The following is a 24,097-nucleotide window of genomic DNA, read 5'->3' as shown; positions in this document are numbered from 1 at the left end:
ATTCATCCTCCATCGCCACGATAGTTCATGGCGATAGATAGAATAGCAATGAACGATTATCCCTATCAAGCATTCTGTACAATAATTAGCATCAGAAACGAAGCGGACACCATTACCCTTGTTGCCACTGCCTCTTTCTCTCTGAATAACTAAAGCCAACGTGAACATTTTGCGGACCTCTGCGTCCGCTTTTTTTTGCGTCAAAATCCTGATAAATAAAAGCAAAAAGGCAACCCAGGTTGCCTTTTTATCTCTGCGCCCTCTCCTTATGGGAGCGGGCTGGAGTGAGGGCATCAGCCCGCAGGGGATCAAACTAAACGATTTTTCGCATCCGCAATCGCCTGCGCGACCTGCTGCGGGGATACTCCGCCTTTGGCGGCACGCTTATCCAGACAGGATTGCAGCGACAGAATCGGATAGACATCTTCGGCAATGACGGCGCTGAATTTCTGCAGGTCGGCCAGCGGCAGATCTTCCAGCGGCTTACCCTGCCGGATAGCGTCTACCACCGCTTCGCCCACAATATGGTGCGCTTCACGGAACGGCACACCTTTAGCGACCAGATAATCCGCCAGCTCAGTGGCATTAGCATAGCCCTGCTGCGCCGCTTCCTGGCAACGCGGACGCTTCACCTGAATGCCATCCAGCACCAGCGCCGCCATGTGCAGGCAGTCCAGCCAGGTGTCTAGCGCATCGAACAGCCCTTCTTTGTCTTCCTGCATGTCTTTGTTGTAGGCCAGCGGCAGACCTTTGAGGGTCATCATCATGCCGGTCAATGCCCCCTGCACACGGCCACATTTACCACGGATAAGCTCAAGCGCATCCGGGTTTTTCTTTTGCGGCATCAGCGAGGAGCCCGACGTTACACGATCGGACAGCTCTACAAATCCGGCTTCGCCAGTGTTAAAGAAAATCAGGTCTTCGGCAAAACGAGACAGATGCACCATGCTAATTGAAGCATCAGAGAGCAGCTCCAGCACATGGTCACGGTCAGAAACGGTATCCAGACTGTTACGGGTCGCGCAGCTAAAGCCCAGCCAACCGGCGAGTTGCTCACGATCGATCTCATAAGCGGTCCCCGCCAGCGCGCCACAACCCAGCGGGCTGACATCCAGACGCTTAAGCGTGTCCTGCAAACGGCTTTCGTCACGCGCCAGCATCTCAACGTAGGCCAGGCACCAGTGGGCAAAGGTTACCGGCTGGGCACGTTGCAGGTGGGTGTAACCTGGCATCACCGCGTCCTGGTTATTTTCTGCGGTTTCCACCAGCGCGCTTTGCAGCTGACGGCAGGCGGCAAGCAGCTCTGCTACTGTATCCTTGCACCACAGTTTGAGATCGGTCGCCACCTGGTCATTACGACTACGCCCGGTGTGCAGCTTTTTACCCAGCTGACCCACTTTATCGATAAGCTTGCCTTCCACCCAGCTATGGATGTCTTCCGCATCGCTTTCGAGGATCTGCTGTGGGTTCGCCTGCACTTCCTCTAACAGAACGTTCAGCGCGCCTTCCAGCTGAGCCTGCTCTTCACTGCTCAGCACGCCCACGGTGACCAGCGCTTTGGACCAGGCCACAGAGCCAACGATATCCTGCTCCGCCAGGCGATAGTCAAAGCGCAAAGAGTCATTGAACTGTTTGAACCGTTGATCTGCTGCCTGTGAAAAACGCCCACCCCAAAGTGCCATAACATGCTTCCTTAAATTCGTTTCGTTCTGATATTTATGCCGGATGGCGCTGCGCCTGTCCGGCCTTAAGATTCGGTTGCTTGTGCTTACGCGAGAATACGCGTGCCAATCGGCGTGCCGTTAAACAGCGCAGGCAGTTGCTCTGCATGACGCCAGGAGGCGATATCCACCGGGCGGTTCAGGGCGCGCGCAGCATCCAGCGCCGCATTCACCTTCACAATCATGCCGTCGGTGATAATGCCCTGCGCAATAAGCTGTTCTGCTTTGGCCGCCGTCATTTCGGCGATACGCTGGCCTTTGCCATCCAGAATCCCGCTCACATCTGAAAGGAGAATCAAATCTGCTCCCAGCGTTGCTGCCAGCGCCGTCGCTGCCTGATCGGCATTGACGTTCATCAGGCGGCCATCGTCGGTCACGCCAATCGAGCTGATAACCGGCAGGAAGCCGCCTTCCAGCAGGGAATTCACCAGCTTCGGCGAGCCGGGCAGCGCCTGACCCACATGGCCCAGTTCTTTATCCAGCTCGGTGACTTTCACGCTGTCTCCGTCGCCAAGGAACAGGCCAACAGAGGCAATCTTGTGTTTCTTCGCCCAGGCCAGCAGGGTTTTGTTGGCCGTGCCCGCCAGGGCGCCGGTAATAATGTCGATTTGATCGGCAGGGGTGACGCGCAGACCGTTTTTCTTGGTCACCGGTAAACTGAGCTTTTTCATCAGCTCATCCACCACACAGCCACCGCCATGCACAATCACCAGCGGACGTTCATGGGATTCACGGTAATTCACCAGCGCGGTAAACAGACGCTCCAGCGCTTCTTCACTATCCAGCAGTACGCCACCGAGTTTAATAATTAATGGGTTCATCATCACGCCTGCACTCAATTAGATAAGAGACTGGGTTTCAGCATAGCCGAAACGAATATTTGCACACTGCATAGCCTGAGCCGCCGCCCCCTTCAGAAGATTATCTTCGGTCGCGACCACAATCAGGTGCTCATCCTGTACCGCAAAGCCGATATCGCAGAAGGGCAGACCCACTACGTTTTTCAGCGCCGGCACGCCTTTTTCATACAGGCGCACCAGTGGCTTATTGCGGTAGGCCTTCTGGTAAATCTCTGCAATCTGCCCGTGCGTCACGCCAGGCTTCAGGCGGCAGGTGATGGTTTCCAGAATGCCACGGGCGAAATTACCCAGATGCGGGGTGAAAATCACCGGTGCGCCGAGGTGGGTGGTGATTTCCGGATGATGGCGATGGTTAAACACGCCATAAGGCTGCAGGCTGACCTCACAGAAGCTATTAGAGACTGCCGCTTTGCGCCCTGCGCCGCTCACACCGCTGGTTGCGTTAATCACCGGCCACTGGTTGAGATCCAGCACGCCGGCATCAATCAGCGGTTTAAGAGAGAGTTGCGCTGCGGTTGGGTAACAGCCCGGCACCGCGATGAGATTCGCCGCTTTCAGCGCATCAGTGCTCCACTCCGCCAGCCCGTAGACCGCCTGCGCCAGCAGGTCAGGGTGCTGATGCGTGAAGCCGTAGAATTTTTCATAAAACGCGGGGTCGTTAACACGGAACGCACCGGAGAGGTCAAACACCACGCAGCCAGCGGCAAGAAATTGTGGTGCCAGGTCGTGACTCACTTCGTGCGCGGTCGCCAGAAACACCACGTCAACGCCTTCAACGAACTCGTTGATGTCGGACATTGGCTGCAACGGCAGATCAACAATGCCTTTCAACTGCGGATGTAAATCGGAGACCAATTTTCCTGCATCATTGCTTTGCGCTGAAACCGTCAAAGCGGTTATGTTCATATGAGGATGGCGATTTACATAGGTCACTAGCTCTGCGCCGGCATATCCGCTGGCACCCACAATTAATGTGTTCAACATCGGGGCAGTCTACCTTCTTAGTGCGTCAAGTTTGCCAGGGAGTGATTCGACATCAATCCCACGTCGCTCTGTAAAGGCGCCGAATGGGTTCCTTTACGCTCAACATTAATGTATTTTTATTCACTATTAATGCATGAATATTGATACTATCACGAACTCAGGTATGTCAACAATGAAAATGAATTTGCCGCCATTTATCGAGATTTACCGCGCCCTGATTGGCACGCCGTCCATCAGCGCAACGGAAGAAGCCCTTGATCAAAGCAATGCTTCTTTAATCAATCTGCTGGCAGGATGGTTTGGCGACCTCGGGTTCAAGGTGGAAGTTCAGCCCGTTCCCGGCACGCGCAATAAGTTTAATCTGTTAGCCAGCATTGGTGAGGGGGCGGGTGGCCTCCTGTTAACCGGTCACACCGATACCGTCCCCTTTGATGACGGTCGCTGGACGCGCGATCCCTTCACGCTGACCGAGCACGACAACAAACTCTACGGGCTGGGGACGGCGGATATGAAAGGCTTCTTCGCCTTCATCCTGGATGCCCTGCGTGATATTGATGTGACGACGCTGAAAAAGCCGCTCTACGTACTGGCCACTGCCGACGAAGAGACCAGTATGGCAGGCGCACGCTACTTCGCCGAAAACACGCAGCTGCGCCCGGACTGCGCCATCATTGGCGAGCCAACCTCCCTGCAGCCGGTGCGCGCCCACAAAGGTCACATCTCAAGCGCGATCCGCATTCTTGGGCAATCGGGCCACTCCAGCGATCCGGCACGGGGCGTAAACGCCATAGAGCTGATGCACGACGCCATCGGCCATATCCTGCATCTGCGCGATAACCTGAAAACGCGTTATCACTACGATGCCTTTACCGTCCCCTACCCGACGCTGAACCTCGGCAGCATTAACGGTGGCGATGCCTCTAACCGCATCTGTGCCTGCTGCGAGCTGCACATGGATATTCGTCCGCTGCCGGGAATGACCCTTAACGATCTCAACGGGCTGCTTGCTGAGGCCCTGGAGCCGGTAAGCAGCCGCTGGCCGGGTCGTCTTACCGTCACCGAACTGCACCCGCCGATTCCAGGCTACGAATGCCCGCCCGATCACCAACTGGTGGAAGTGGTGGAAAAACTGCTGGGCATGGAGACAGAAGTGGTGAACTACTGCACCGAAGCGCCTTTCATCCAGACCCTTTGCCCCACGTTGGTGTTAGGTCCTGGTTCCATTAATCAGGCACATCAGCCTGATGAATATCTTGAGACGCGCTTTATTAAGCCCACCCGCGAGCTGATAACCCAGGTGGTGCATCACTTCTGCTGGCACTGATTTACCTCATCTCACCCTGCCAGGGTGAGGTGAAATCGCAGTGACGTTGTTCACATTTTCATAAGCAACGCTTATCAGCCGCAAAGCGAATTAAATTTCGTAAATTCACGCCATTTATTCGTTTGCTGAACCGATTTCGCCGCAATTGACGCCGTGGATTTTACGTGGCTTTATAAAAGGCGGTGTCTGATATCTATCCGTTTCACGTTGCAGGGCGGTGGGTATAACAAAATAAAATGAGATGGGGTGTCTGGGTTAACATGAACGAACAATATTCCGCTTTGCGTAGTAATGTCAGTATGCTCGGCAAGCTGCTGGGAGATACCATCAAGGATGCGCTGGGAGAGAACATTCTTGATAGGGTCGAAACAATCCGTAAGCTGTCCAAATCTTCACGCGCGGGTAATGAGGCCAACCGTCAGGAGCTGCTCAATACGCTGCAAAACCTGTCCAATGATGAACTGCTGCCGGTCGCTCGTGCCTTCAGCCAGTTTCTGAATCTTGCCAATACCGCTGAGCAGTACCACAGCATTTCGCCAAAAGGCGAAGCCGCAAACAACCCGGAAGTGATTGCTCGTACGCTGCGTAAACTGAAAGACCAACCCGATCTCAACGAAGCGACCATTAAAAAAGCGGTGGAGTCGCTGTCGCTGGAGTTGGTGCTGACCGCTCACCCGACAGAGATCACCCGCCGTACGCTGATCCACAAAATGGTGGAAGTGAACACCTGCTTAAAACAGCTGGATAACAAAGATATTGTTGATTACGAGCGTAACCAGCTGATGCGCCGCTTGCGCCAGCTGATTGCGCAGTCCTGGCACACCGACGAAATCCGTAAGCACCGCCCCAGCCCGGTTGATGAAGCCAAATGGGGCTTTGCCGTGGTGGAAAACAGTCTGTGGGAAGGCGTGCCCAACTACCTTCGTGAACTGAACGAACAGCTGGAAGAGAATCTCGGTTACAGACTGCCAGTCGATTTTGTGCCGGTCCGCTTCACCTCCTGGATGGGCGGCGACCGTGACGGCAACCCGAACGTGACCGCGGATATTACACGCCACGTTCTGCTGCTGAGCCGCTGGAAAGCGACCGATCTCTTCCTGAAAGATATTCAGGTGCTGATCTCCGAGCTCTCTATGGTCGAGTGTACTGATGAACTGCGCGATCTGGCCGGTGCCGAAGGGGCGCAGGAACCATACCGCTACCTGATGAAGAAGCTTCGCAGTCAGTTAATGGCAACCCAGGCCTGGCTGGAAGCCCGTCTGAAAGGGCAAAAACTGCCGAAACCGGCTGGTCTGCTGACGCAGAATGAGCAGCTTTGGGAACCGCTTTACGCCTGTTATAAATCGCTGCAGGCCTGTGGTATGGGCATCATCGCCAACGGCGAACTGCTCGACACCCTGCGCCGCGTCAAATGTTTTGGCGTGCCGCTGGTACGCATTGATGTGCGTCAGGAGAGCACCCGCCATACTGAAGCGCTGGGTGAACTGACCCGTTACCTCGGCATCGGTGACTATGAAAGCTGGTCGGAAGCGGACAAACAAGCGTTCCTGATCCGTGAACTGAACTCCAAACGTCCTCTGCTGCCGCGCCAGTGGGAGCCGAGCGAAGAGACCCGCGAAGTGCTCGACACCTGCAAAGTTATCGTCGAGGCACCACGTGGTTCCGTGGCCGCTTATGTTATTTCGATGGCGAAAACGCCGTCCGACGTGCTGGCCGTACATCTGCTGCTCAAAGAAGCGGGTATTGGTTTTGCGCTGCCGGTCGCACCGCTGTTCGAAACCCTCGACGACCTGAACAACGCCGATGATGTCATGACTCAGTTGCTGAACATCGACTGGTATCGCGGCTTCATTCAGGGCAAGCAGATGGTCATGATTGGCTACTCTGACTCCGCAAAAGATGCGGGCGTGATGGCGGCCTCATGGGCGCAGTATCAGGCGCAGGACGCGCTGATCAAAACCTGCGAAAAAGCGGGCATCGAACTGACGCTGTTCCACGGTCGCGGCGGCTCGATTGGCCGTGGCGGTGCGCCTGCTCACGCAGCACTGCTCTCCCAACCGCCGGGTAGCCTGAAAGGGGGCCTGCGCGTGACCGAACAGGGCGAAATGATTCGCTTCAAGTATGGTCTGCCGGAGATCACCATCAGCAGCCTGACGCTTTATACCAGTGCCATTCTGGAAGCGAACCTGCTGCCGCCGCCGGAGCCGAAAGATGACTGGCGCCATATCATGGATGAGCTGTCTGACATCTCCTGCGATATGTACCGCGGCTATGTGCGTGAAAACAAACATTTCGTGCCGTACTTCCGCTCGGCAACGCCTGAACAGGAACTGGGTAAATTGCCGCTTGGCTCCCGTCCGGCGAAACGTCGCCCGACCGGTGGCGTAGAGTCCCTGCGGGCAATCCCGTGGATCTTCGCCTGGACGCAGAACCGCCTGATGCTTCCGGCCTGGCTGGGTGCGGGCGCCGCGCTGCAAAAAGTGGTGGAAGATGGCAAACAGAGCGAACTGGAAGCCATGTGCCGTGACTGGCCGTTCTTCTCTACCCGTCTGGGTATGCTGGAAATGGTCTTCTCCAAAGCCGACCTGTGGCTGGCTGAGTATTACGATCAGCGCCTGGTTTCCCCTGAACTTTGGGCGCTGGGTGCCGAACTGCGTAAGCTGCTTGAGGCAGATATCAACGTGGTGCTGGCTATCGCCAACGATTCGCATCTGATGGCTGACCTGCCGTGGATCGCCGAGTCTATTCAGCTGCGTAACATCTATACCGACCCGCTGAACGTTTTGCAGGCCGAGTTGCTGCACCGCTCGCGTAAAGCGGAAGAAGAAGGTAAAGAGCCGGATCGCTGCGTCGAGCAGGCGCTGATGGTCACTATTGCCGGTGTCGCCGCGGGTATGCGTAATACGGGCTAATCCTCACTACACTGCGCAAAAGGCCACACCTGGTGTGGCCTTTTTTTATGCCGCCCGTTAAGGTTATGCGGTTCGCGTCCCCGGGAAAGTAAATCATGAATGACGACGTCAGCCACCTTCTCTCTCGCCTGATTAGCGGCCCCTATCCCCTGCGCCATATCTGTTTTGCAGGCGCAGGCAGCGCTATTCCCGACCAGGCATTTCAGGTGGACTTCCCCCGGCTGGAAATTGTGCTGGAAGGCAAGCTGAATGATCGGGGGATTGCCGGCGACACGTCTGTGATGGTTGAGCAGGATGTATTGTATGTGCCAGCAGGCGGCTGGAACTTTCCGCAGTGGTCAACACCTGTGACCACCTTGAGCATCCTCTTTGGCAAACAGCAACTGGGATTCAGCGTGACGCGCTGGGATGGGAGCGCGCTTCATACTCTAACGAAACAGCATGTTGCTCGCCGTGGGCCGCGTATCGGCTCCTTCCTCTTACAGACGCTCCACGAAATGCAGATGCAACCAAAGGAGCAGCAAACCGCCCGTTTAATCGTTGCCAGCCTGTTGAGCCATTGCAGCGATCTCCTCGGCAGTCAAATTCAGACCGCCTCCAAAAGTCAGGCCCTTTTCGAAGCCATTCGCGACTATATCGACGAACATTATGCCATGCCGCTGACCCGCGAATCGGTGGCGCAATTCTTTTATATCTCCCCTAACTACCTCTCCCACCTGTTTCAGAAAACGGGCGCGATTGGCTTTAATGAGTATCTTACCCACACACGCCTCGAACACGCCAAAGCCCTGCTTAAGGGTTATGACCTGAAAGTAAAAGAGGTCGCGCACACCTGCGGCTTTGTGGACAGCAACTATTTCTGCCGCCTGTTTCGCAAACACACCGAGCGCTCCCCGTCAGAATATCGTCGGCACTATCACAGCCAGTTGACCGGGAAAAAACCGCAGTAGCGCGCCGCCTGAGCGGGCGTCTTAACCTGCGCTTTACTGGATTTTTGTAATATCACTATTGCTTGCTATTCGTTAAATCTCACCTTATCAGCCGCTTGATAACTTCATGGCAGGTAAACATGATGCAGATCATGCTTTCATTCGGATATTACATTTGTCCAGTTTTTGGCAGAAATGTCGCGTAGCGCCTTCTCCCGTTCCCCACGTATTCTGAAGAGAGACATTATTGGGAAATTAAGAGGAGCTATCATGGAACTGTATCTGGACACGGCCAATGTGGAAGAAGTTGAACGCCTGGCGCGTATCTACCCGCTGGCGGGTGTCACTACCAATCCGAGCATTATTGCGGCAGGTAAAGCGTCCATCTGGGACGTATTACCGCGCCTGCAAAAAGCCCTCGGCCCGGAAGGTACGCTGTTTGCACAGGTGATGAGCCGTGACGCAGAAGGCATGGTGTCTGAGGCAAAACGCCTGAGCCACGCCGTGCCTGGCATTGTCGTGAAAATCCCGGTCACCTTTGAAGGTCTGGCGGCCATTAAGCTTCTGAAGAGAGAAGGTATTCCAACGCTCGGCACCGCTGTCTACAGCGCATCCCAAGGGCTGCTTGCCGCGCTGGCAGGTGCAAAATATGTCGCTCCTTACGTAAACCGCGTCGATGCCCAGGGCGGAGACGGCATTCGCACCGTGCAGGAGCTGCAAAGCCTGCTGGAGCAACACGCACCCGGCAGTAAAGTGCTGGCGGCCAGCTTCAAAACGCCCCGCCAGGCGCTGGACTGCCTGCTGGCAGGCTGTGAAGCTATCACCCTGCCCTTAGATGTAGCGCAACAAATGCTCAATACTCCCGCCGTAGAATCAGCAGTGGAGAAATTTGAACAGGACTGGAACCACGCTTTTGGCAATCTCAACCTGTAACCCGGCGACAGGGCCGTGCTCCGCGGCCTGAGTAGCCCGCATGGAGGAAATGTATGGACCGCATTATTCAATCCCCAGGTAAATATATTCAGGGTGCAGACGTTATCACCCGTCTCGGCGAGTACCTCAAACCACTGGCGGCACGCTGGCTGGTGGTGGGTGACAAATTTGTTTTAGGTTTCGCTCAGGAAGCGCTGCAAAACAGCCTGGCCGATGCCGGGCTCGCCTGTGAAGTGGTGCCTTTCGGCGGCGAATGTTCACAAAATGAGATCGATCGTCTGCGTAATATTGCAGAAAGCGCAAAATGCGGTGCCGTGCTCGGCATTGGTGGCGGCAAAACCCTTGATACCGCAAAAGCGCTGGCCCATTTTATGAATGTACCGGTAGCAGTCGCACCAACCATCGCCTCCACGGATGCACCGTGCAGCGCGCTGTCGGTCATCTACAGCGATGAAGGCGAGTTTGAACGTTACCTGATGCTGCCGAACAACCCGGACTGCGTGATTGTCGACACTAAAATCGTGGCAGGCGCACCGGCGCGCTTACTGGCGGCGGGTATCGGTGATGCACTGGCAACCTGGTTTGAAGCCCGCGCCTGTTCCCGCAGCGGTGCGACTACTATGGCCGGTGGCCAGTGTACTCAGGCGGCATTAGCACTCGCGGAACTTTGCTATAACACGCTGATCAATGAAGGCGAAAAAGCAATGCTCGCCGCCGGGCAGCATGTGGTCACGCCTGCGCTGGAACGGGTGGTGGAAGCGAATACCTTCCTGAGCGGCGTCGGTTTTGAAAGCGGCGGGCTGGCGGCAGCACATGCGATTCACAACGGTCTGACGGCGATTGCGGATGCGCACCATTACTATCACGGTGAGAAAGTCGCTTTCGGCACCCTCACGCAACTGGTACTGGAAAACGCGGCTGTGGAAGAGATTGAAACCGTCGCCGCGCTTTGCCATACCGTTGGTTTGCCTGTCACCCTCGCGCAACTGGATATCACTGAGGATGTCCACGCCAAAATGCGCATCGTGGCAGAAGCGGCCTGCGCCGAAGGGGAAACCATCCATAACATGCCGGGTGGTGCGACCCCGGATCAGGTTTATGCCGCGCTGCTGGTTGCTGATCAGTATGGTCAGCGCTTCCTGGCAGAGTGGGAATAAGCGCTACATACTCCCGGCTCCGTCCGGGCTGAGGGATCCCCAGAAAACAATGCGAGCACGATTGGTCCCCTCGCCCCTTTGGGGTGAGGGGAAACATCGCCTCTGAGGGGCATTCCGTTCACCATATGTCCCTTGCTTTTCTGTCACGCCAGAACTCGTGAACGTGCCAGGGCGGTTCACCGCCACCGCCCTGGCGACCCGGGCTCCCGGCCAGGAAAATCGCCGCGGCGCGGTCAATTATACGCCCCATCCCCGGGGCTCACTCTTTCAGGGCTGGCGCAGGCGCTATTCAACATTGCTCCCGGCAATGTTGTCAGCTTAATCCTTCGGGCTTATCGGGGACGGGCGGATACGCGTCGCCGATTTTCAGCCGGACCCAGTCATCGCGGTGACGGTTTTATTCTTATTGCGCAATGTTATCGCTGCAAAACGTCATATTACCGGGGATATCTCAGCCGTCCGGGAGTGTTTCTTTATGTTCCTTTCACGCCATATTGTCAGGGTAATTTATGTGCTTTATAGTGCGTTTTTCCCTTTTGTGAATCCTCTTCATGCAATCATCAGACAGAAGAATGGGTATCTATGCCATTCTGCAGCAGGAAAAGAAGGTTGTGGTTAATGACCTTGCGGAAAAGTTTGGCGTCACCAAAATGACTATCCGCCGTGACCTCTCCTTCTTTGAAAAGCAGGGCATCGTGAAAACCAGCTACGGCGGTGCCTACCTGACGAGCGGTGCCAGCGTGGAACCCAGTTTTCAGCTCAAATCGGTACAGATGGTCGATGATAAACACCTGATCGGGCAAAAAGCTGCTGAGCGGGTTGAAGACGGCGACACCATTATTATCGACTGCGGCACCACCGCACTGGCCTTTGCGCAGTGCATTTTTGATAAGAAAATCATGGTCATTACCAACTCGGTGCCAGTGATAAACCTGCTTAAAGGGCGCAGCAACATTAAGCTGATTGTGGCACCTGGTGAATATGAAGACGACACCCAGGGGATGGTCTCTTTTAGCACCGCTGAGTTTTTTACGACACTGCACGCCGATAAAGTCTTTCTCAGCACGCAGGGCATCAATGAGCAGGGTGAACTTACGGTGCCAAAAATGACCGATGCCCACGTAAAGCGGGCGCTGGCCCGTGCCGGACGAGAGAAAATCCTGCTGGCTGACAAAAGCAAATTCGGTCAGACCTTCCTCGCAGGTCATGGAGATCTGGGCGACTTTGACGTGATTGTTAGTCAAAACGGCATTGCTGCCGACGTGTTATCCCTTCTTGACCGCTATCCTGCTGAACTTATCCTCGCTGACAGCCCCGTCTGAACCTTCGCGCCCGGAGACGGGCGCCTGTGTCTTTTAGTCGCTTTAAATGTTCTTTTTAGATCTATTTGTGACTAAAGAAACAAAATGAATCACTTTAAGATTGACAAAAACACACCCCAGGCATGAAATGCGCTAAAACCATTTCATCAGTGAGGGTATTTATGAACGGATTACTCAGCTTCAGACCCAGCAGTAACGACTGCGATTTTGCACGCATCGCTAAAAAACAGGATCAGATGTTCCACCGCGTGGCGACAATCTGCCCCGAACGTGCCGAAATCATTACCGACTCCTTCAGACGCTCCGAAGGAAAATCGATTGTCCTTCGCCGCGCGCAGGCGCTGGCCGACATTCTGGAAAAGATGACGATTTACATCGAACCGGAGATGCTGATTGTCGGCAACCAGGCCAGCGCCAACTTTGCCGCGCCGGTCTTCCCGGAATACTCATTTAACTGGGTTATTGATGAACTGGATGAGTTTGATAAACGTACCGGCGACAGCTTCCAGGTAAGCGAAGAGACCAAAGCTCGTCTGCGTGTTTTACAGGATTACTGGCAGGGAAAAACCCATCAGGATGAAGTGCTGGCTAACCTGCCGCAGGTGAACCGTCTGGCAGAAAAACAGGGCGTGCTGCACCGAGGCGGCATCAGCATGTCCGGCGACGGACACATTATCCCTAATCATGACTTCGTGCTGGAAGTGGGCTACGGCGGGATGCGCGATATCGCGAAACAGCATCTGGCGGAAGACAAAGACCTGACCGAAGAACAGACCGATTTCTATCAGGCCGTCATCATCACCATGAATGCCGCGCTGACTTACTGCAAACGGTTCTCTGCTCTTGCGAAAGACGAAGCTGCAAAAACCGCCGACGCCAAACGCCGTGATGAACTGCTGACCATGAGCGACATGTTCGCTCATCTGATGGAAGGCAAAGCGCAGAGCTTCTATGAAGCCGTCCAAACCGTCTATCTGACCCATCTGTTGATGATGATCGAAAGTAACGGACACTCCTTCTCCTTTGGCCGTTTTGACCAGTACGTCTGGCCGTTTTACGACGCGGATATCAAGGCCGGTAAAATCAGTAAAGAGAAGGCGCTGGAGATCCTGACCCACTTCTTCATCATGACCAATAGCCTCAATAAAGTGCGTCCGTGGGGCCACACCCAGTACAGCGGCGGCTACCCGCTTTATTCCAACCTGATGGTGGGCGGTATGAAGCCGGATGGCACCGACGGCACCAATGACCTCTCCTATCTGTCGCTGGAAGCGATGGCGCTGACCGGCCTGCCGGAGCCAAACCTCAGCGTGCGCTTCTCAAAAGATACTCCGCATTCGCTGATGCAGGACGCAGCAAAACTTATCCGCAAAGGTTTCGGTATGCCGTCCATTTTCTGTGACGAAGTGGTCATACCGGCAATGATGACGCTGGGGCTGACGGAAGAAGTGGCGCGCGAATATGCCTCAATGGGCTGCGTGGAAACCGCCATACCCGGCCGCTGGGGTCACCGCGCCACCGGGATGACCTACGTTAACTTCGGCAAAATTCTTGAGCTGGTGATGAACAACGGCTGCGACCCGGCCACTGGCGTGCAGCTGGTCAAAGTTAACGGCCAGGAAGGGCGTGAGATCCATTATGCTTCTTATGAGGAAGTATGGGCCGCGTGGAACCAGCTGCTGGAGTTCTACTCTGACCTGGCGGTGGACTGCGATCTGGTCTGCGACCGGGCACTGAAATATCACGATGCCGACGCCTTTGCTTCCGCCACCATCAACTGCTCGCTGGCGCGTGGTAAGACCCTGAAAAATGGCGGTGCAGAATATGATTTCGTCAGCTCTTCCAACATCGGCCCGTCCGTTGTTGGCGACAGTCTCGCTGCGGTGAAAAAACTGGTCTTTGATGACAAAGTTCTGACCCTCACACAGCTGCGTGACGCTCTGGACAGCAACTTCGAGGGTATTGAAGGTGCTCGCGTGCGCAAACTTTGCCGTAATGCACCGAAGTTCGGCAACGATATCGACTATGTGGATCACATTGTCGCCGATGTGTTCGAGTCCTATCTGAGGTTACTGCCGAAGTACAAAACCGATCGCTATGGTAAAGGGCCGAAAGGATGTGGATACACCATGTCCACTTCCAACATCACCTCGTATGTACCAAACGGTTTTGACGTCGGGGCCACGCCGGATGGTCGTCTGGCAACCCTGCCGCTGAACGAAGGCGCATCGCCGTGCCTTGGCGCAGACAAAGAAGGTCCAACGGCAGTGATCAACTCCGTGGCCAAGCTGCCAAATCAGAAAATCGCCGGCGGTCAGCTGCTGAACATGAAATTCACCCCAAGCGCGCTGGAGGGTGACGATAACCTGGAAAAATTCACCACCTTTATGGAAGCCAGCCGGGAGAAAAATATCTTCCATAACCAGTTCAACATCATCGACTCAAACATCCTGCGGGCAGCGAAAGCGCATCCGGAAGATTACCCGAACCTGATGGTCCGCGTGGCCGGTTATTGTGCCCTGTTCTCGACGCTGATGCCGGAAGCGCAGGACGCGATTATCGCCCGTACAGAACTGGCCTGGTAAACCGCCTGGACATATTAATAAGGACATACAATGAAAACAGGCCTGCTATCCCGTATTCAACGCTATTCCACTAAAGACGGCCCTGGTCTGCGAACAACGGTTTTTATGCAGCAGTGCAACCTCCGCTGCCTGTGGTGCGCGAACCCGGAAACGCTCAGGTCTGGTTTCAACGTCTTCTGGTTTAAAGAGCGCTGCCGCCAGTGCGGTTCCTGCGTCCAGGCGGCAGCAAATCAAGCCATTACCTTCGCTAAGCCAGGCGAAGGGGTGAACATTGACCGCAAGCAGTGCAGCAATCTTCTTGAGATGGTGGACATCTGCCCTTACGACGCTTACGAAAAAGTGGGTAAGGAGATGACTTCACGAGAACTGGCGGATCTGCTGCTGCGGGATAAGACCTTTTACGACACCAGCGGCGGCGGCGTCACGTTTTCCGGCGGTGAGCCTGCGTTACAGGCTGAATTTGTTCGCGAAACGGTACAGTGGCTGAAAGCGGAGGGCGTGCATGTCTGTCTCGACACGGCTGGCAATATTCGTTCGGAAAAACTATTGCCGCTCGTAGACGCGGTCGATCTGGTTTCTTACGACATTAAAGCTCTGGATCCAGAAATCCACCTTGCCTGCACCGGTGTGGATAACCATTTGATCCTGGAAAACGCCAGAGCGATCGCGGCGATGGGCAAATCCATGCAGGTCCGGATGGTGATCGTGCCCACGCAGAACGATCAACCGGAAGACATCCGTAAACGCCTCGATTTTATCCGCACTCTCGGCAGTGCCGTGCTGCAGGTGGATATCCTCGAATACCACATTTACGGCATCGGCAAGTATCACCGCCTTGGGATGCCCTATTTACTCAATGACCTTCCGCCGCTTAAGCGGGAGTTGATTGACCAGACAAGAGAGTACGCTGAAGAGATAGGTCTTAAGACCACTGTCGGCGGTTAAGGAAAACCCATGCTGAATTTTACCATTGCACAAAACTATCAAGAAATGAGCAGGCTGGCGGCACACCGCGTCGCAAAAGCGCTGGAGCATAAACCTGCTCTGGTTATGGCGCTGCCTACGGGCGGCACGCCGGTCGGCCTGTTACAGGAGATGAGCCGCATGGCGCGGGATGAGCAGCTCGATTTTTCCCGCGCATTCTCATTCAACATTGATGAATACATTGCGCTGAAAAAAGAGGATCCCCAGAGTTATTACTGGTTCCTTGACCACTATTTCTATCAGCATGCCAGCCTGCCTCTGGAAAACCGTTTTGTTCCGGATGTTCTGGCAGCAGATCTTCTCGCCGAGTGCGCGCGCTACGAACAGACTATTCAGGCGCATGGCGATTTTGATCTGACCGTACTGGGTATCGGTCATGACGGCCATATTGGCTTTAACGAACCTCACGCCACGCATAGTCCGGTGTGCCACGTTGTCGATCTTAATGAGGAGACCATTAAGGCGAATGCCCGTTTCTTCGCGCGTCGCGAAGATGTGCCGCGTCAGGCCATCACGCTCGGTATGGGGACCATCCTCAGAAGTAAAGAGATCGTACTGATTGCCAACGGCGTATCGAAAGCCCCGGTGATGAAGCAACTCTACGAATGCGCCACCATTGACCCGCTTTTCCCGGCCTCCTTCCTGCTGCTGCACCCTGATGTCACCATTATTTGCGATCGGGAAGCTGCCTCACTCATTCCTTCTCCGAGGTAATGCAATGATCATCCAAAGCGCGCGCGTCTGGCTCTCCGGTGGTTTTTACCCGGCACATATTATCGTTGAGGATGGCCGTATTACTCACATCGCGACAGGTTTTGTCGACAACGCAACCCACGACTTTGGCACGCGGCGCATTATCCCTGGCCTGATTGACAGCCATGCTCACGGCGGATGGGATTACGACACCAATGAAGACGATCCGCAGGGATTACGCCGTTGGGCGAAGCACCTCCCCGCTGAAGGTGTCACCGCATTCTGCCCCACCACGGTGACGGACGAGGATGCCACCCTGCTTGCCGCACTTGGTAATATTTCCCGGGTGATGGATGAGGATTACTGCGGTGCGGAGATCCTGGGAATTCATTTTGAAGGTCCGTTTTTGTGCCAGCAGTATCGCGGCGCGCAGCCGGAGAATCAGATTCGCCCGGCAAGCGTGGCCGAATTTGCCCTCTTTGAGAAAGCGGCCCGGAACCGGATAATCGCCATTACCCTTGCGCCGGAAGAGGATAAAGATCTCGCCCTCACCCGCTACTGCGCGCAAAAAGGAATAGTCGTCAACATGGGGCACTCAAACGCGTCCTTTGAGCAGGTTCTTGATGCCGTCGCCAATGGCGCGAAGAACGTCACCCATGTGTATAACGGTATGGCGAAGTATGTGAACCGCGAACCGGGGCTGCTCGGGGCCGCTTTTCGTCTGGACGGACTTTATGGCGAAGTGATCGCTGACGGTATTTTTGTCAGTCTGGTTTCCGCTTCTCACCTCTACCGACTGAAAAATGACAACGATGTCATCATGATCAGTGATTCGATGAAATCCAAGGGCTGCCCACCCGGGTGCTATATGTTTGGCGGCGAACCGATGATCCTGGGCGAAGACGGTGCAACACGTCGGGAGAATGGCGTGCTGGTCGGCAGTACGCTGCATCTCAATCGCGGTCTATACAATATGGTTGAAGGGGCAATGGTGCCTTTTGGCGCCGCGCTGAAATCCTGCACCCTTAATCCGGCGAGACTGCTCGGCGTTGACGGGCACAAAGGCAAACTGCAGCGCGGGTATGATGCCGATATTGTGGTACTGGAAGATAATTACGATGTGCACACCACTTTCTGCGCTGGCAACGTGGCGTTCAGCGTGGCCGGATGAGCCAAATATCCGGCCAGGAATGTTCACTCAGAGTGCCGGGCGAACGCCCAGGGTGTGGCAAATGGCGTAGCTCATTTCTGCACGGTTCAGGGTATAGAAGTGGAAGTCCTTCACCCCTTCACGACTAAGTATTTTCACCATGTCCATGGCGATGCTGGCGCCCACCAGCTTGCGGGTTTCCGCATCGTCATCAAGGCCGGCAAACATCTGTGACATCCATGCCGGAATACGCACGTTGGTCATGTCGGCAAATTTCTTCGCTTGTTTAAAGTTGGAGACCGGCAGAATGCCTGGGATTATCTCCACATCAATACCCGCCGCCACGGAGCGGTCGCGAAAGCGTAAATAGCTCTCGACGTCGAAAAAGAACTGTGTAATGGCACGGTTAGCGCCCGCATCCACTTTGCGTTTCAGGTTCAGCAGGTCCGCCTGCGCGCTTTTCGCTTCCGGGTGCACTTCCGGGTAGGCCGCAACGGAGATATCAAAATCCGCCACCTCTTTAAGTAACGTCACCAGATCGGCGGCATACATGTCCGGCTTACCGCTGCCTGGCGGTAAATCACCGCGCAGTGCCACAATGTGACGAATGCCGTTGTCCCAGTAATCTTTGGCGATAGCGCGCAGCTCATCACGGGAGGCATCAATACAGGTCAAATGCGGCACGGCTTCCAGACCGGTGCGGTCCTTAATCCCTTTAATGATGCTGTGGGTACGGTCACGTTCACCGGAGTTCGCGCCGTAAGTCACGGAGACAAACTTCGGCTTAAGGCTGCTCAAACGATCGATGGAGTTCCAGAGGGTCTGTTCCATTTCACTGGTACGCGGCGGAAAAAATTCAAAAGAAACATTAATCTGCCCGTGCACTTCAGCCAGGCTCTGATTCAGGGCTTCTCGCTGGTTGGCGTGAAAAAAGCTCATACCTTACCTCATCAATCGCGTGTTGTTATTTGCTGCGCTATAAACATCCATCCGTTTAGACGTCTGGATGTAAAAATGACGGAAAAGCGGACGAACGTCAACCGGAAAATCACGATTATGTGTGCGGTATATTCAACGAAGATGAAAAAGGTTCAGGATGGGCTGGGGGAAGTGCGTGATGATGCCCTCACCCCAGCCCTCTCCCACGGGGAGAGGGAGAAAACCGGCCCTGCATTCCGCTTTTCGCCGGGAGAGGGAAAACATACGGATTACAACAGTTGCGCCAGGCGATTAATATCCGATTGAATCGCCCCGGCAGTCACATCGCGCCCGGCACCCGGCCCGCGAATCACCAGTGGGTTATCACGATACCAGCGGCTTTCGATGGCAAAAACGTTGTCGCAGGGCAGCAGCGCCGCCAGCGGGTGCTCTTCGCGTACCGCTTCAACGCCGACACGTGCTTTTCCATTAGCGTCAAAACGCGCCACGTAGCGCAGCACCAGGCCCATTTCGCGCGCCGCCTCCAGACGCTGTAGCATCTGCTCGTTCAGCTCATCGCCGTTTTCAAAGAAGTGATCAACGGAGCCCTCTTCGCAGTGCGCCGGCACCAGCGACTCCACACGCACCTGATCCGGCTCGATGTCATAACCCGCTTCACGGGCGAGGATCACAAGCTTACGCATCACATCTTTACCAGAAAGGTCAACGCGCGGGTCCGGCTCGGTCAGACCCTGCTGCCAGGCCTGATCCACCAGGTCGGTGAACGGCACGGTGCCGTCAAATTGCAGGAACAGCCAGGAGAGCGTGCCGGAAAAAATCCCGCTGATGGCCAGAATGCTGTCACCGCTGTCGATAAGATCGCGCACGGTGTGGTTGACCGGCAGACCCGCACCGACGGTGGCGTTATAGAGCCAGCGACGCCCGGTTTTTTCAAAGGCGTCGTGGATCTGACGGTATTTATTGCTGTCGCTCGCCCCGGCCAGTTTATTGGCGCTAATAACGTGAAAACCGTGGCTGGCAAAATCCAGATACTGGTCGGCAAGCAGCTCACTGGCGGTCACGTCCAGCACCACCAGATCATCGTAGGGGTGTGCCCGCATCCAGAGGAAGAGAGACTCTTCATCCTGCTCAACCGCATCGTCATTAAAGAAAGCCAGCGCACGACTGGCGTCCAGCCCATCGTAGTTCAGCAGGCTACGGCGGCTGTCCACCACGCCAGCAAGCACAAATTCAAAACCCGTTCGCGCAGAGAGGGCGCGTTGTTCGCGAGCAAAGAGTTCCAGCCAGCGTGAACCGATATTCCCTTTACCAAACAGCACCAGACCAATGCGTTTTTCCGCCCGGAACAGAGACTGATGCAGCCCCTGAATCAGGCTTTCGGTTGGTCCGACGCGTAGTACCGCGACCAGACTGATGCCTTCTTCTGACTGGGTGATAAACTCCACCGGTTGTCCTTTGAGCTGCTGCCAGAAACGGTGGCAATGCAGCGGATTATGGCAGACACCGGCTCCCACCAGCGCGACCAGCGCCAGCCCCTGGCGCAAACGCAGGTCGCCGGGTAAGTCCGCTTCAGTGAGCAGTTTAAAGACGCTCTCCACCACTTCCGAGGTGTAGCAAAGTTGCAGCAGGTTGCGGTCGGCATGAACGCCTGTCGCCAGCGGGCGCACCTGGCTGCGTTTGAGGATCAGATCGACCTCTTTTTGCGCCAGTTTGAAATCGTGCCCCGCGGGAACCTGAAACTCAATCAGGCAGACATCGTCATGACTGGTGACAATACGCGCGCCGGTGCCGGAGGCCAGCACCCGTTCAATACGCGTGGACCCCTGTTCCGGGTTGTAGCTACAACGCAGTTGCAAATCGATATTACTGCCGGAAACCGGCTGCAACGTGCGGGCATGCAGTACCGGTGCGGCGAGACGTGCCAGTTCACTGGCCTCATCCAGACGCAGCAGCGGCAGCAGACAGGCATCCTTAACCTTACGGGGATCGGCGCTGTACACCCCGGCCACATCGCTCCAGATGGTGACGCGAGACACGCCGCCCAACGCGCCGACCTGGGTGGCCGAATAGTCAGAACCGTTACGCCCCAGCAGCACGGTTTCACCCGCGTCGTTGCGGCTGATGAAGCCGGTGACTACCAGACGTTTGCCAGGATGTTGCGCCAGTAACTGTTGCAACAGTGGCCAGGAGGCACCTTCGTTAACCTGAGGCTGAGCCGCCCGCTCGGCGCGAAGGAAGTCACGCGCATCAAGCCAGGCGGATTCCATCCCCTGCTGGTTAAGCACGGCAGACATCAAACGGGCTGACCAGATTTCGCCGTGCCCCACCACTTCGGCATAGACGGCATCGGTTACTCCGCTATCCAGCAAACCCGCCAGCCGCTCCAGGTCACGAATAAAATCGCTGGTCAGGCCGTCCGCCACGTCAGCGGGCAGCAGTCCGGCGATCAACTCACTCTGATAGCGCCGTAATGATTGTTGAACCTGATGCGCAGAGAGCCTGTCGGTCTGGCTTAACTTCAGCCAGCTGATCAGCTGGTTGGTGGTGCTGCCCGCCGCCGAGACGACCATCATGTCGCCAGGTTGCGAGTACTCGTTCATGATCCCTGCGACACGCAGGTAACACTTCACATCAGCCAGACTACTCCCACCAAATTTGTGCAGCTGGCGAACCGTCGCCCCTGCCTGCGCATTCACACTCATGTTTATCCCTCAGCTGCGATCCGGAAGCCATTTTCCAGATCGGCAATCAAATCTTCACCATCTTCAATGCCGGTTGAGATACGCAGCAGCGTCTCAGAAATGCCGGCGGCGGCACGTGCTTCCGGCGCCATGCCCGCGTGCGTCATGGTGGCAGCGTGGGAGATCAAGCTTTCAACCCCACCTAAAGATTCTGCCAGCGTAAAGAGTGACAGCCCGCTTAAGAAGCGACGCAGTGTTTGCTCATCGCCATCCAGCTCAAAACTTAACATTGCCCCAAAGCCTTTTTGCTGACGAGCGGCAATGTCGTGACCCTGATTTTCCGGCAGCGACGGGTGATACAGTTTTTTTACCAGCGGCTGGGTTTTCAGGAACTCGACAATCGCCTGGGCGTTGCGCTGCGCCGCTTCCATTCGTGGTGAGAGCGTACGCAGGCCGCGCAGCAGCAGGTAACTGTCGAAGGCGCCTGCGGTGACGCCAATATTATTCGCCCACCATGCCAGTTCCGTGACACGTTCCGGGTCTTTTGCGATCACGACCCCGGCGACAACATCAGAGTGACCGTTGAGGTACTTCGTACAGGAATGCAGTACCAGGTCAGCACCCAGCGCCAGCGGGTTTTGCAACGCCGGGCTCAGGAAGGTGTTATCTACCACGCTTACCGCCCCGGCTTCACGCGCCAGCTGACAGATTTTCGCAATATCCACGACGCGCAACAATGGGTTGCTTGGACTTTCCACCAGTACCAGCCTGGGTTTTTGCGCCAGCGCTGCCTGTAGTGCCTGCTCATCGTTTTGATCGACAAATAAAACGTTGTAGCACCCGCGTTTTGCCAGACTATCGAACAGTCGATAGCTGCCGCCATAACAGTCATGCGGTGCAACAAGCAGATCGCCAGGTTTCAGGTACACCGTGGTCACCAGATGAATCGCCGACATGCCGGTGTTGGTCAGCACTGCGCCGGCTCCGCCTTCCAGCTCTGCCAGCGCACGCTGGGTAACATCACGCGTAGGGTTACCACGGCGCGAATAGTCATGCGCGCGTGGTTCGTTGAATCCGGTGAAGTTGTAGGTGCTGGAGAGATGAATAGGCGGGACAACGCAGCCGTACTGCTCGTCATCGTTCAATCCGCTACGCACTGCAATGGTGGCCTGTTTACGCGTCATGGTGAAGGCTTCCTGGCTTAATGGATGAAAAGTCAGGTCACAGAGTAAACACTCGGATAATGGACGTCAATACATCTGGACATCTAAACTTCTTTGCGTATAGATTGAGCAAATGCGCAATAGCCGTTAAAATTATATGCTTTAGTAAAGCAACGTCACGCGATACACCGTGTCACGATAGTGACTCTACGGTAAACTATGCGGGATTACGGTCCGGGCACTGTGCATTGTCCAGGTTCAGACCTTCTATTAATGACTGAGAGGATTAAAGGTATCTCATGGCTGAATGGACCGGCGAATATATCAGCCCCTACGCTGAGCACGGTAAGAAGAGTGAACAAGTAAAAAAAATTACGGTTTCCATTCCTCTGAAGGTGTTAAAAATCCTCACCGATGAGCGCACCCGTCGACAGGTCAATAACCTGCGTCATGCCACCAATAGCGAGCTGCTGTGTGAGGCCTTCCTGCATGCCTTTACCGGCCAGCCTCTGCCCAACGATGAAGACCTGCGTAAAGAGCGCAGCGACGAAATCCCGGAAGCAGCGAAAGTGATCATGCGTGAACTGGGAATTGACCCCGATACGTGGGAATACTGATATGAAAAAGGCAGAAGATATCTTCTGCCTTTTTTGTAGGTTATGCGGTGTCTGAATCAGAAGCGGGTCACTTCGGGGTGAACTTCTGACAGTGAAACAAAGTAAGACACAACGACATTTTTGAACGCTTTCAGCATAGTCATCACCTTTCACACGTTATTCGATTGCCTGTTTGTTGTGAAAAGCATAAGCCTGATGAAGGCGACCGGCAAGAATTTTGTGACATATATCACAAAAACTAGCTGCAACGCGTCAAAAGCACCGGCACCTTTGTCGCCAGTAAAATCTCAACCGGGTAAATAGAAGGCCTACGGTGGTAAGGGCGAGACGTCCTCTTACGAATGCGCAGAACAACGGCGACAAATATATTGCCGCCGTTCAGACAGACACAGAAATAAATGAGGAAGGTTAGAAATTGTATCCCAGACCGATACGGTAACGGGTCTGACGGTCATCGGTGGTGGCAGTATTATAGCCGGAGGAAACATTACCCACTTCGGCAAAAGGCACCCATGAGCCATATTTATAAGCTACACGGAAGTTATATTCATAATCTGTTTTAGAGTTATTATAAATATTTTCGTTTTCTGCGAATTTATAGAAACCGTTTAATTCAAACATCCAGTTCCCGGTATTATATCCAATCCATGCTTCCGGCCGGTTTAAATGACGATCGTCACGCCCCTGGGCATTGCGTCTTGCATACTCATAACGGTAGCGGAAGGCGGTCCACCAGTTTTCATTAATATTATATTGAACACGAATATAAGGTTTATAAATCGCGATGTTATCACCGGTTTCAACCGCCACGCCGGGTTGCCAGACCAGGTTGTTCCAGGTCGCCTGATAGCTTGCCGTATACTCTACCCCGTTTGACTCCATATTATTCAGTGGTTTTTTGGCCTGCGTATCATTAGAGCGAGAAATGCCTTCTACCGCCACACCAAAACCACTTGCAAAACGTTGGGACATATAAACACGGTCGTAGTTACGACCATCATCATAATACTCGTGACGATAATCCACATAACCGGCATGGGCCGCACCTGCTAATACAGGAAGCAGTAATAAGGCATATTTCAGCTTCATGGAAATTCCTCTTTGACGTAATCTAATAAAAGAAAATATGTAGCTGATAATCCC

General features: G+C 54.8%; 18 protein-coding genes. 11 read left to right on the top strand and 7 right to left on the bottom strand.

What is annotated here, in order from left to right:
* Window positions 1-308: 308 nt before the first annotated feature.
* The 3 genes from argH to argC form a co-directional block, all read right to left on the bottom strand.
* Complete coding sequence (argH, locus tag KXR87_RS10880; RefSeq protein WP_437432279.1) at window positions 309-1,682, bottom strand: argininosuccinate lyase; 1,374 nt, start codon at window positions 1,680-1,682, stop codon at window positions 309-311.
* A gap of 86 nt (window positions 1,683-1,768) precedes the next feature.
* Entirely contained in the window at window positions 1,769-2,545 is a 777-nt protein-coding gene (gene argB / locus KXR87_RS10875) for an acetylglutamate kinase (RefSeq protein WP_437432278.1), read from the bottom strand.
* Window positions 2,546-2,560: 15 nt separating this feature from the next.
* Window positions 2,561-3,565: an N-acetyl-gamma-glutamyl-phosphate reductase gene (gene argC, locus KXR87_RS10870; RefSeq protein ID WP_437432277.1), complete on the bottom strand. Its 1,005-nt coding sequence runs from the start codon at window positions 3,563-3,565 to the stop codon at window positions 2,561-2,563.
* Between the two features lie 172 nt (window positions 3,566-3,737).
* On the opposite strand from argC, the gene argE reads away from it, so the two are divergent.
* The 10 genes from argE (at window position 3,738) to nagA (ending at window position 17,575) form a co-directional block, all read left to right on the top strand.
* Window positions 3,738-4,889 (top strand): acetylornithine deacetylase, encoded by a 1,152-nt coding sequence (gene argE, locus KXR87_RS10865; RefSeq protein WP_437432276.1) that lies wholly within the window; start codon window positions 3,738-3,740, stop codon window positions 4,887-4,889.
* Between the two features lie 260 nt (window positions 4,890-5,149).
* A complete protein-coding gene (gene ppc, locus KXR87_RS10860; RefSeq protein WP_437432275.1) occupies window positions 5,150-7,801 on the top strand; it encodes a phosphoenolpyruvate carboxylase in 2,652 nt (883 codons plus the stop codon).
* 95 nt (window positions 7,802-7,896) lie between these two features.
* Window positions 7,897-8,751 (top strand): helix-turn-helix transcriptional regulator, encoded by an 855-nt coding sequence (locus KXR87_RS10855; protein WP_437432274.1) that lies wholly within the window; start codon window positions 7,897-7,899, stop codon window positions 8,749-8,751.
* A 249-nt stretch (window positions 8,752-9,000) separates the two neighbouring features.
* Window positions 9,001-9,663 (top strand): fructose-6-phosphate aldolase, encoded by a 663-nt coding sequence (gene fsa, locus KXR87_RS10850; RefSeq protein ID WP_437432273.1) that lies wholly within the window; start codon window positions 9,001-9,003, stop codon window positions 9,661-9,663.
* A gap of 53 nt (window positions 9,664-9,716) precedes the next feature.
* A complete protein-coding gene (gldA, locus tag KXR87_RS10845) occupies window positions 9,717-10,820 on the top strand; it encodes a bifunctional L-1,2-propanediol dehydrogenase/glycerol dehydrogenase (protein WP_437432272.1) in 1,104 nt (367 codons plus the stop codon).
* A gap of 572 nt (window positions 10,821-11,392) precedes the next feature.
* Window positions 11,393-12,142 carry a DeoR/GlpR family DNA-binding transcription regulator gene (locus KXR87_RS10840; protein WP_437432290.1) on the top strand — a complete coding sequence of 250 codons (750 nt, stop codon included), beginning with the start codon at window positions 11,393-11,395 and terminating at the stop codon, window positions 12,140-12,142.
* Between the two features lie 161 nt (window positions 12,143-12,303).
* Window positions 12,304-14,727 carry a glycyl radical protein gene (locus KXR87_RS10835; protein WP_437432271.1) on the top strand — a complete coding sequence of 808 codons (2,424 nt, stop codon included), beginning with the start codon at window positions 12,304-12,306 and terminating at the stop codon, window positions 14,725-14,727.
* Between the two features lie 30 nt (window positions 14,728-14,757).
* Complete coding sequence (locus KXR87_RS10830; protein WP_437432270.1) at window positions 14,758-15,672, top strand: glycyl-radical enzyme activating protein; 915 nt, start codon at window positions 14,758-14,760, stop codon at window positions 15,670-15,672.
* Window positions 15,673-15,681: 9 nt separating this feature from the next.
* Window positions 15,682-16,425 (top strand): glucosamine-6-phosphate deaminase, encoded by a 744-nt coding sequence (gene nagB / locus KXR87_RS10825; protein WP_437432269.1) that lies wholly within the window; start codon window positions 15,682-15,684, stop codon window positions 16,423-16,425.
* 4 nt (window positions 16,426-16,429) lie between these two features.
* Window positions 16,430-17,575, top strand: a complete 1,146-nt coding sequence (gene nagA / locus KXR87_RS10820) for an N-acetylglucosamine-6-phosphate deacetylase (RefSeq protein WP_437432268.1) — start codon at window positions 16,430-16,432, stop codon at window positions 17,573-17,575.
* Window positions 17,576-17,602: 27 nt separating this feature from the next.
* Here the strand turns inward: nagA and metF are convergent, their stop codons facing one another.
* From metF to metB, 3 genes are all read right to left on the bottom strand, one after another.
* Window positions 17,603-18,493, bottom strand: a complete 891-nt coding sequence (gene metF, locus KXR87_RS10815) for a methylenetetrahydrofolate reductase (protein ID WP_437432267.1) — start codon at window positions 18,491-18,493, stop codon at window positions 17,603-17,605.
* 269 nt (window positions 18,494-18,762) lie between these two features.
* A complete protein-coding gene (locus KXR87_RS10810) occupies window positions 18,763-21,195 on the bottom strand; it encodes a bifunctional aspartate kinase/homoserine dehydrogenase II (RefSeq protein ID WP_437432266.1) in 2,433 nt (810 codons plus the stop codon).
* A 2-nt stretch (window positions 21,196-21,197) separates the two neighbouring features.
* On the bottom strand, window positions 21,198-22,358 hold the full coding sequence (metB, locus tag KXR87_RS10805; protein WP_437432265.1) for a cystathionine gamma-synthase: 1,161 nt from the start codon (window positions 22,356-22,358) through the stop codon (window positions 21,198-21,200).
* Window positions 22,359-22,636: 278 nt separating this feature from the next.
* Between metB and metJ the strand changes: the two genes are divergently transcribed.
* Window positions 22,637-22,954 carry a met regulon transcriptional regulator MetJ gene (gene metJ / locus KXR87_RS10800; protein WP_437432264.1) on the top strand — a complete coding sequence of 106 codons (318 nt, stop codon included), beginning with the start codon at window positions 22,637-22,639 and terminating at the stop codon, window positions 22,952-22,954.
* Window positions 22,955-23,362: 408 nt separating this feature from the next.
* On the opposite strand, the gene KXR87_RS10795 is transcribed toward metJ, so the two are convergent.
* On the bottom strand, window positions 23,363-24,043 hold the full coding sequence (locus KXR87_RS10795; protein ID WP_437432263.1) for an oligogalacturonate-specific porin KdgM family protein: 681 nt from the start codon (window positions 24,041-24,043) through the stop codon (window positions 23,363-23,365).
* Window positions 24,044-24,097 lie beyond the last annotated feature (54 nt).

It is taken from the genome of Yokenella regensburgei, assembly GCF_051486985.1.
GTDB lineage: Bacteria > Pseudomonadota > Gammaproteobacteria > Enterobacterales > Enterobacteriaceae > CBFFRJ01.
This window is presented reverse-complemented; position numbering and strand designations above follow the sequence as displayed.

Excerpts from the sequence above, each read along its gene's own strand:
- nagB (WP_437432269.1), top strand. The coding sequence starts at position 15,682 with ATGCTGAATTTTACCATTGCACAAAACTATCAAGAAATGAGCAGGCTG.
- argH (WP_437432279.1), bottom strand. The coding sequence starts at position 1,682 with ATGGCACTTTGGGGTGGGCGTTTTTCACAGGCAGCAGATCAACGGTTC.
- argE (WP_437432276.1), top strand. The coding sequence starts at position 3,738 with ATGAAAATGAATTTGCCGCCATTTATCGAGATTTACCGCGCCCTGATT.
- KXR87_RS10855 (WP_437432274.1), top strand. The coding sequence starts at position 7,897 with ATGAATGACGACGTCAGCCACCTTCTCTCTCGCCTGATTAGCGGCCCC.
- KXR87_RS10795 (WP_437432263.1), bottom strand. The coding sequence starts at position 24,043 with ATGAAGCTGAAATATGCCTTATTACTGCTTCCTGTATTAGCAGGTGCG.
- argC (WP_437432277.1), bottom strand. The coding sequence starts at position 3,565 with ATGTTGAACACATTAATTGTGGGTGCCAGCGGATATGCCGGCGCAGAG.
- gldA (WP_437432272.1), top strand. The coding sequence starts at position 9,717 with ATGGACCGCATTATTCAATCCCCAGGTAAATATATTCAGGGTGCAGAC.
- KXR87_RS10835 (WP_437432271.1), top strand. The coding sequence starts at position 12,304 with ATGAACGGATTACTCAGCTTCAGACCCAGCAGTAACGACTGCGATTTT.
- nagA (WP_437432268.1), top strand. The coding sequence starts at position 16,430 with ATGATCATCCAAAGCGCGCGCGTCTGGCTCTCCGGTGGTTTTTACCCG.
- KXR87_RS10840 (WP_437432290.1), top strand. The coding sequence starts at position 11,393 with ATGGGTATCTATGCCATTCTGCAGCAGGAAAAGAAGGTTGTGGTTAAT.
- metB (WP_437432265.1), bottom strand. The coding sequence starts at position 22,358 with ATGACGCGTAAACAGGCCACCATTGCAGTGCGTAGCGGATTGAACGAT.
- KXR87_RS10830 (WP_437432270.1), top strand. The coding sequence starts at position 14,758 with ATGAAAACAGGCCTGCTATCCCGTATTCAACGCTATTCCACTAAAGAC.
- argB (WP_437432278.1), bottom strand. The coding sequence starts at position 2,545 with ATGATGAACCCATTAATTATTAAACTCGGTGGCGTACTGCTGGATAGT.
- KXR87_RS10810 (WP_437432266.1), bottom strand. The coding sequence starts at position 21,195 with ATGAGTGTGAATGCGCAGGCAGGGGCGACGGTTCGCCAGCTGCACAAA.
- ppc (WP_437432275.1), top strand. The coding sequence starts at position 5,150 with ATGAACGAACAATATTCCGCTTTGCGTAGTAATGTCAGTATGCTCGGC.
- metJ (WP_437432264.1), top strand. The coding sequence starts at position 22,637 with ATGGCTGAATGGACCGGCGAATATATCAGCCCCTACGCTGAGCACGGT.
- fsa (WP_437432273.1), top strand. The coding sequence starts at position 9,001 with ATGGAACTGTATCTGGACACGGCCAATGTGGAAGAAGTTGAACGCCTG.
- metF (WP_437432267.1), bottom strand. The coding sequence starts at position 18,493 with ATGAGCTTTTTTCACGCCAACCAGCGAGAAGCCCTGAATCAGAGCCTG.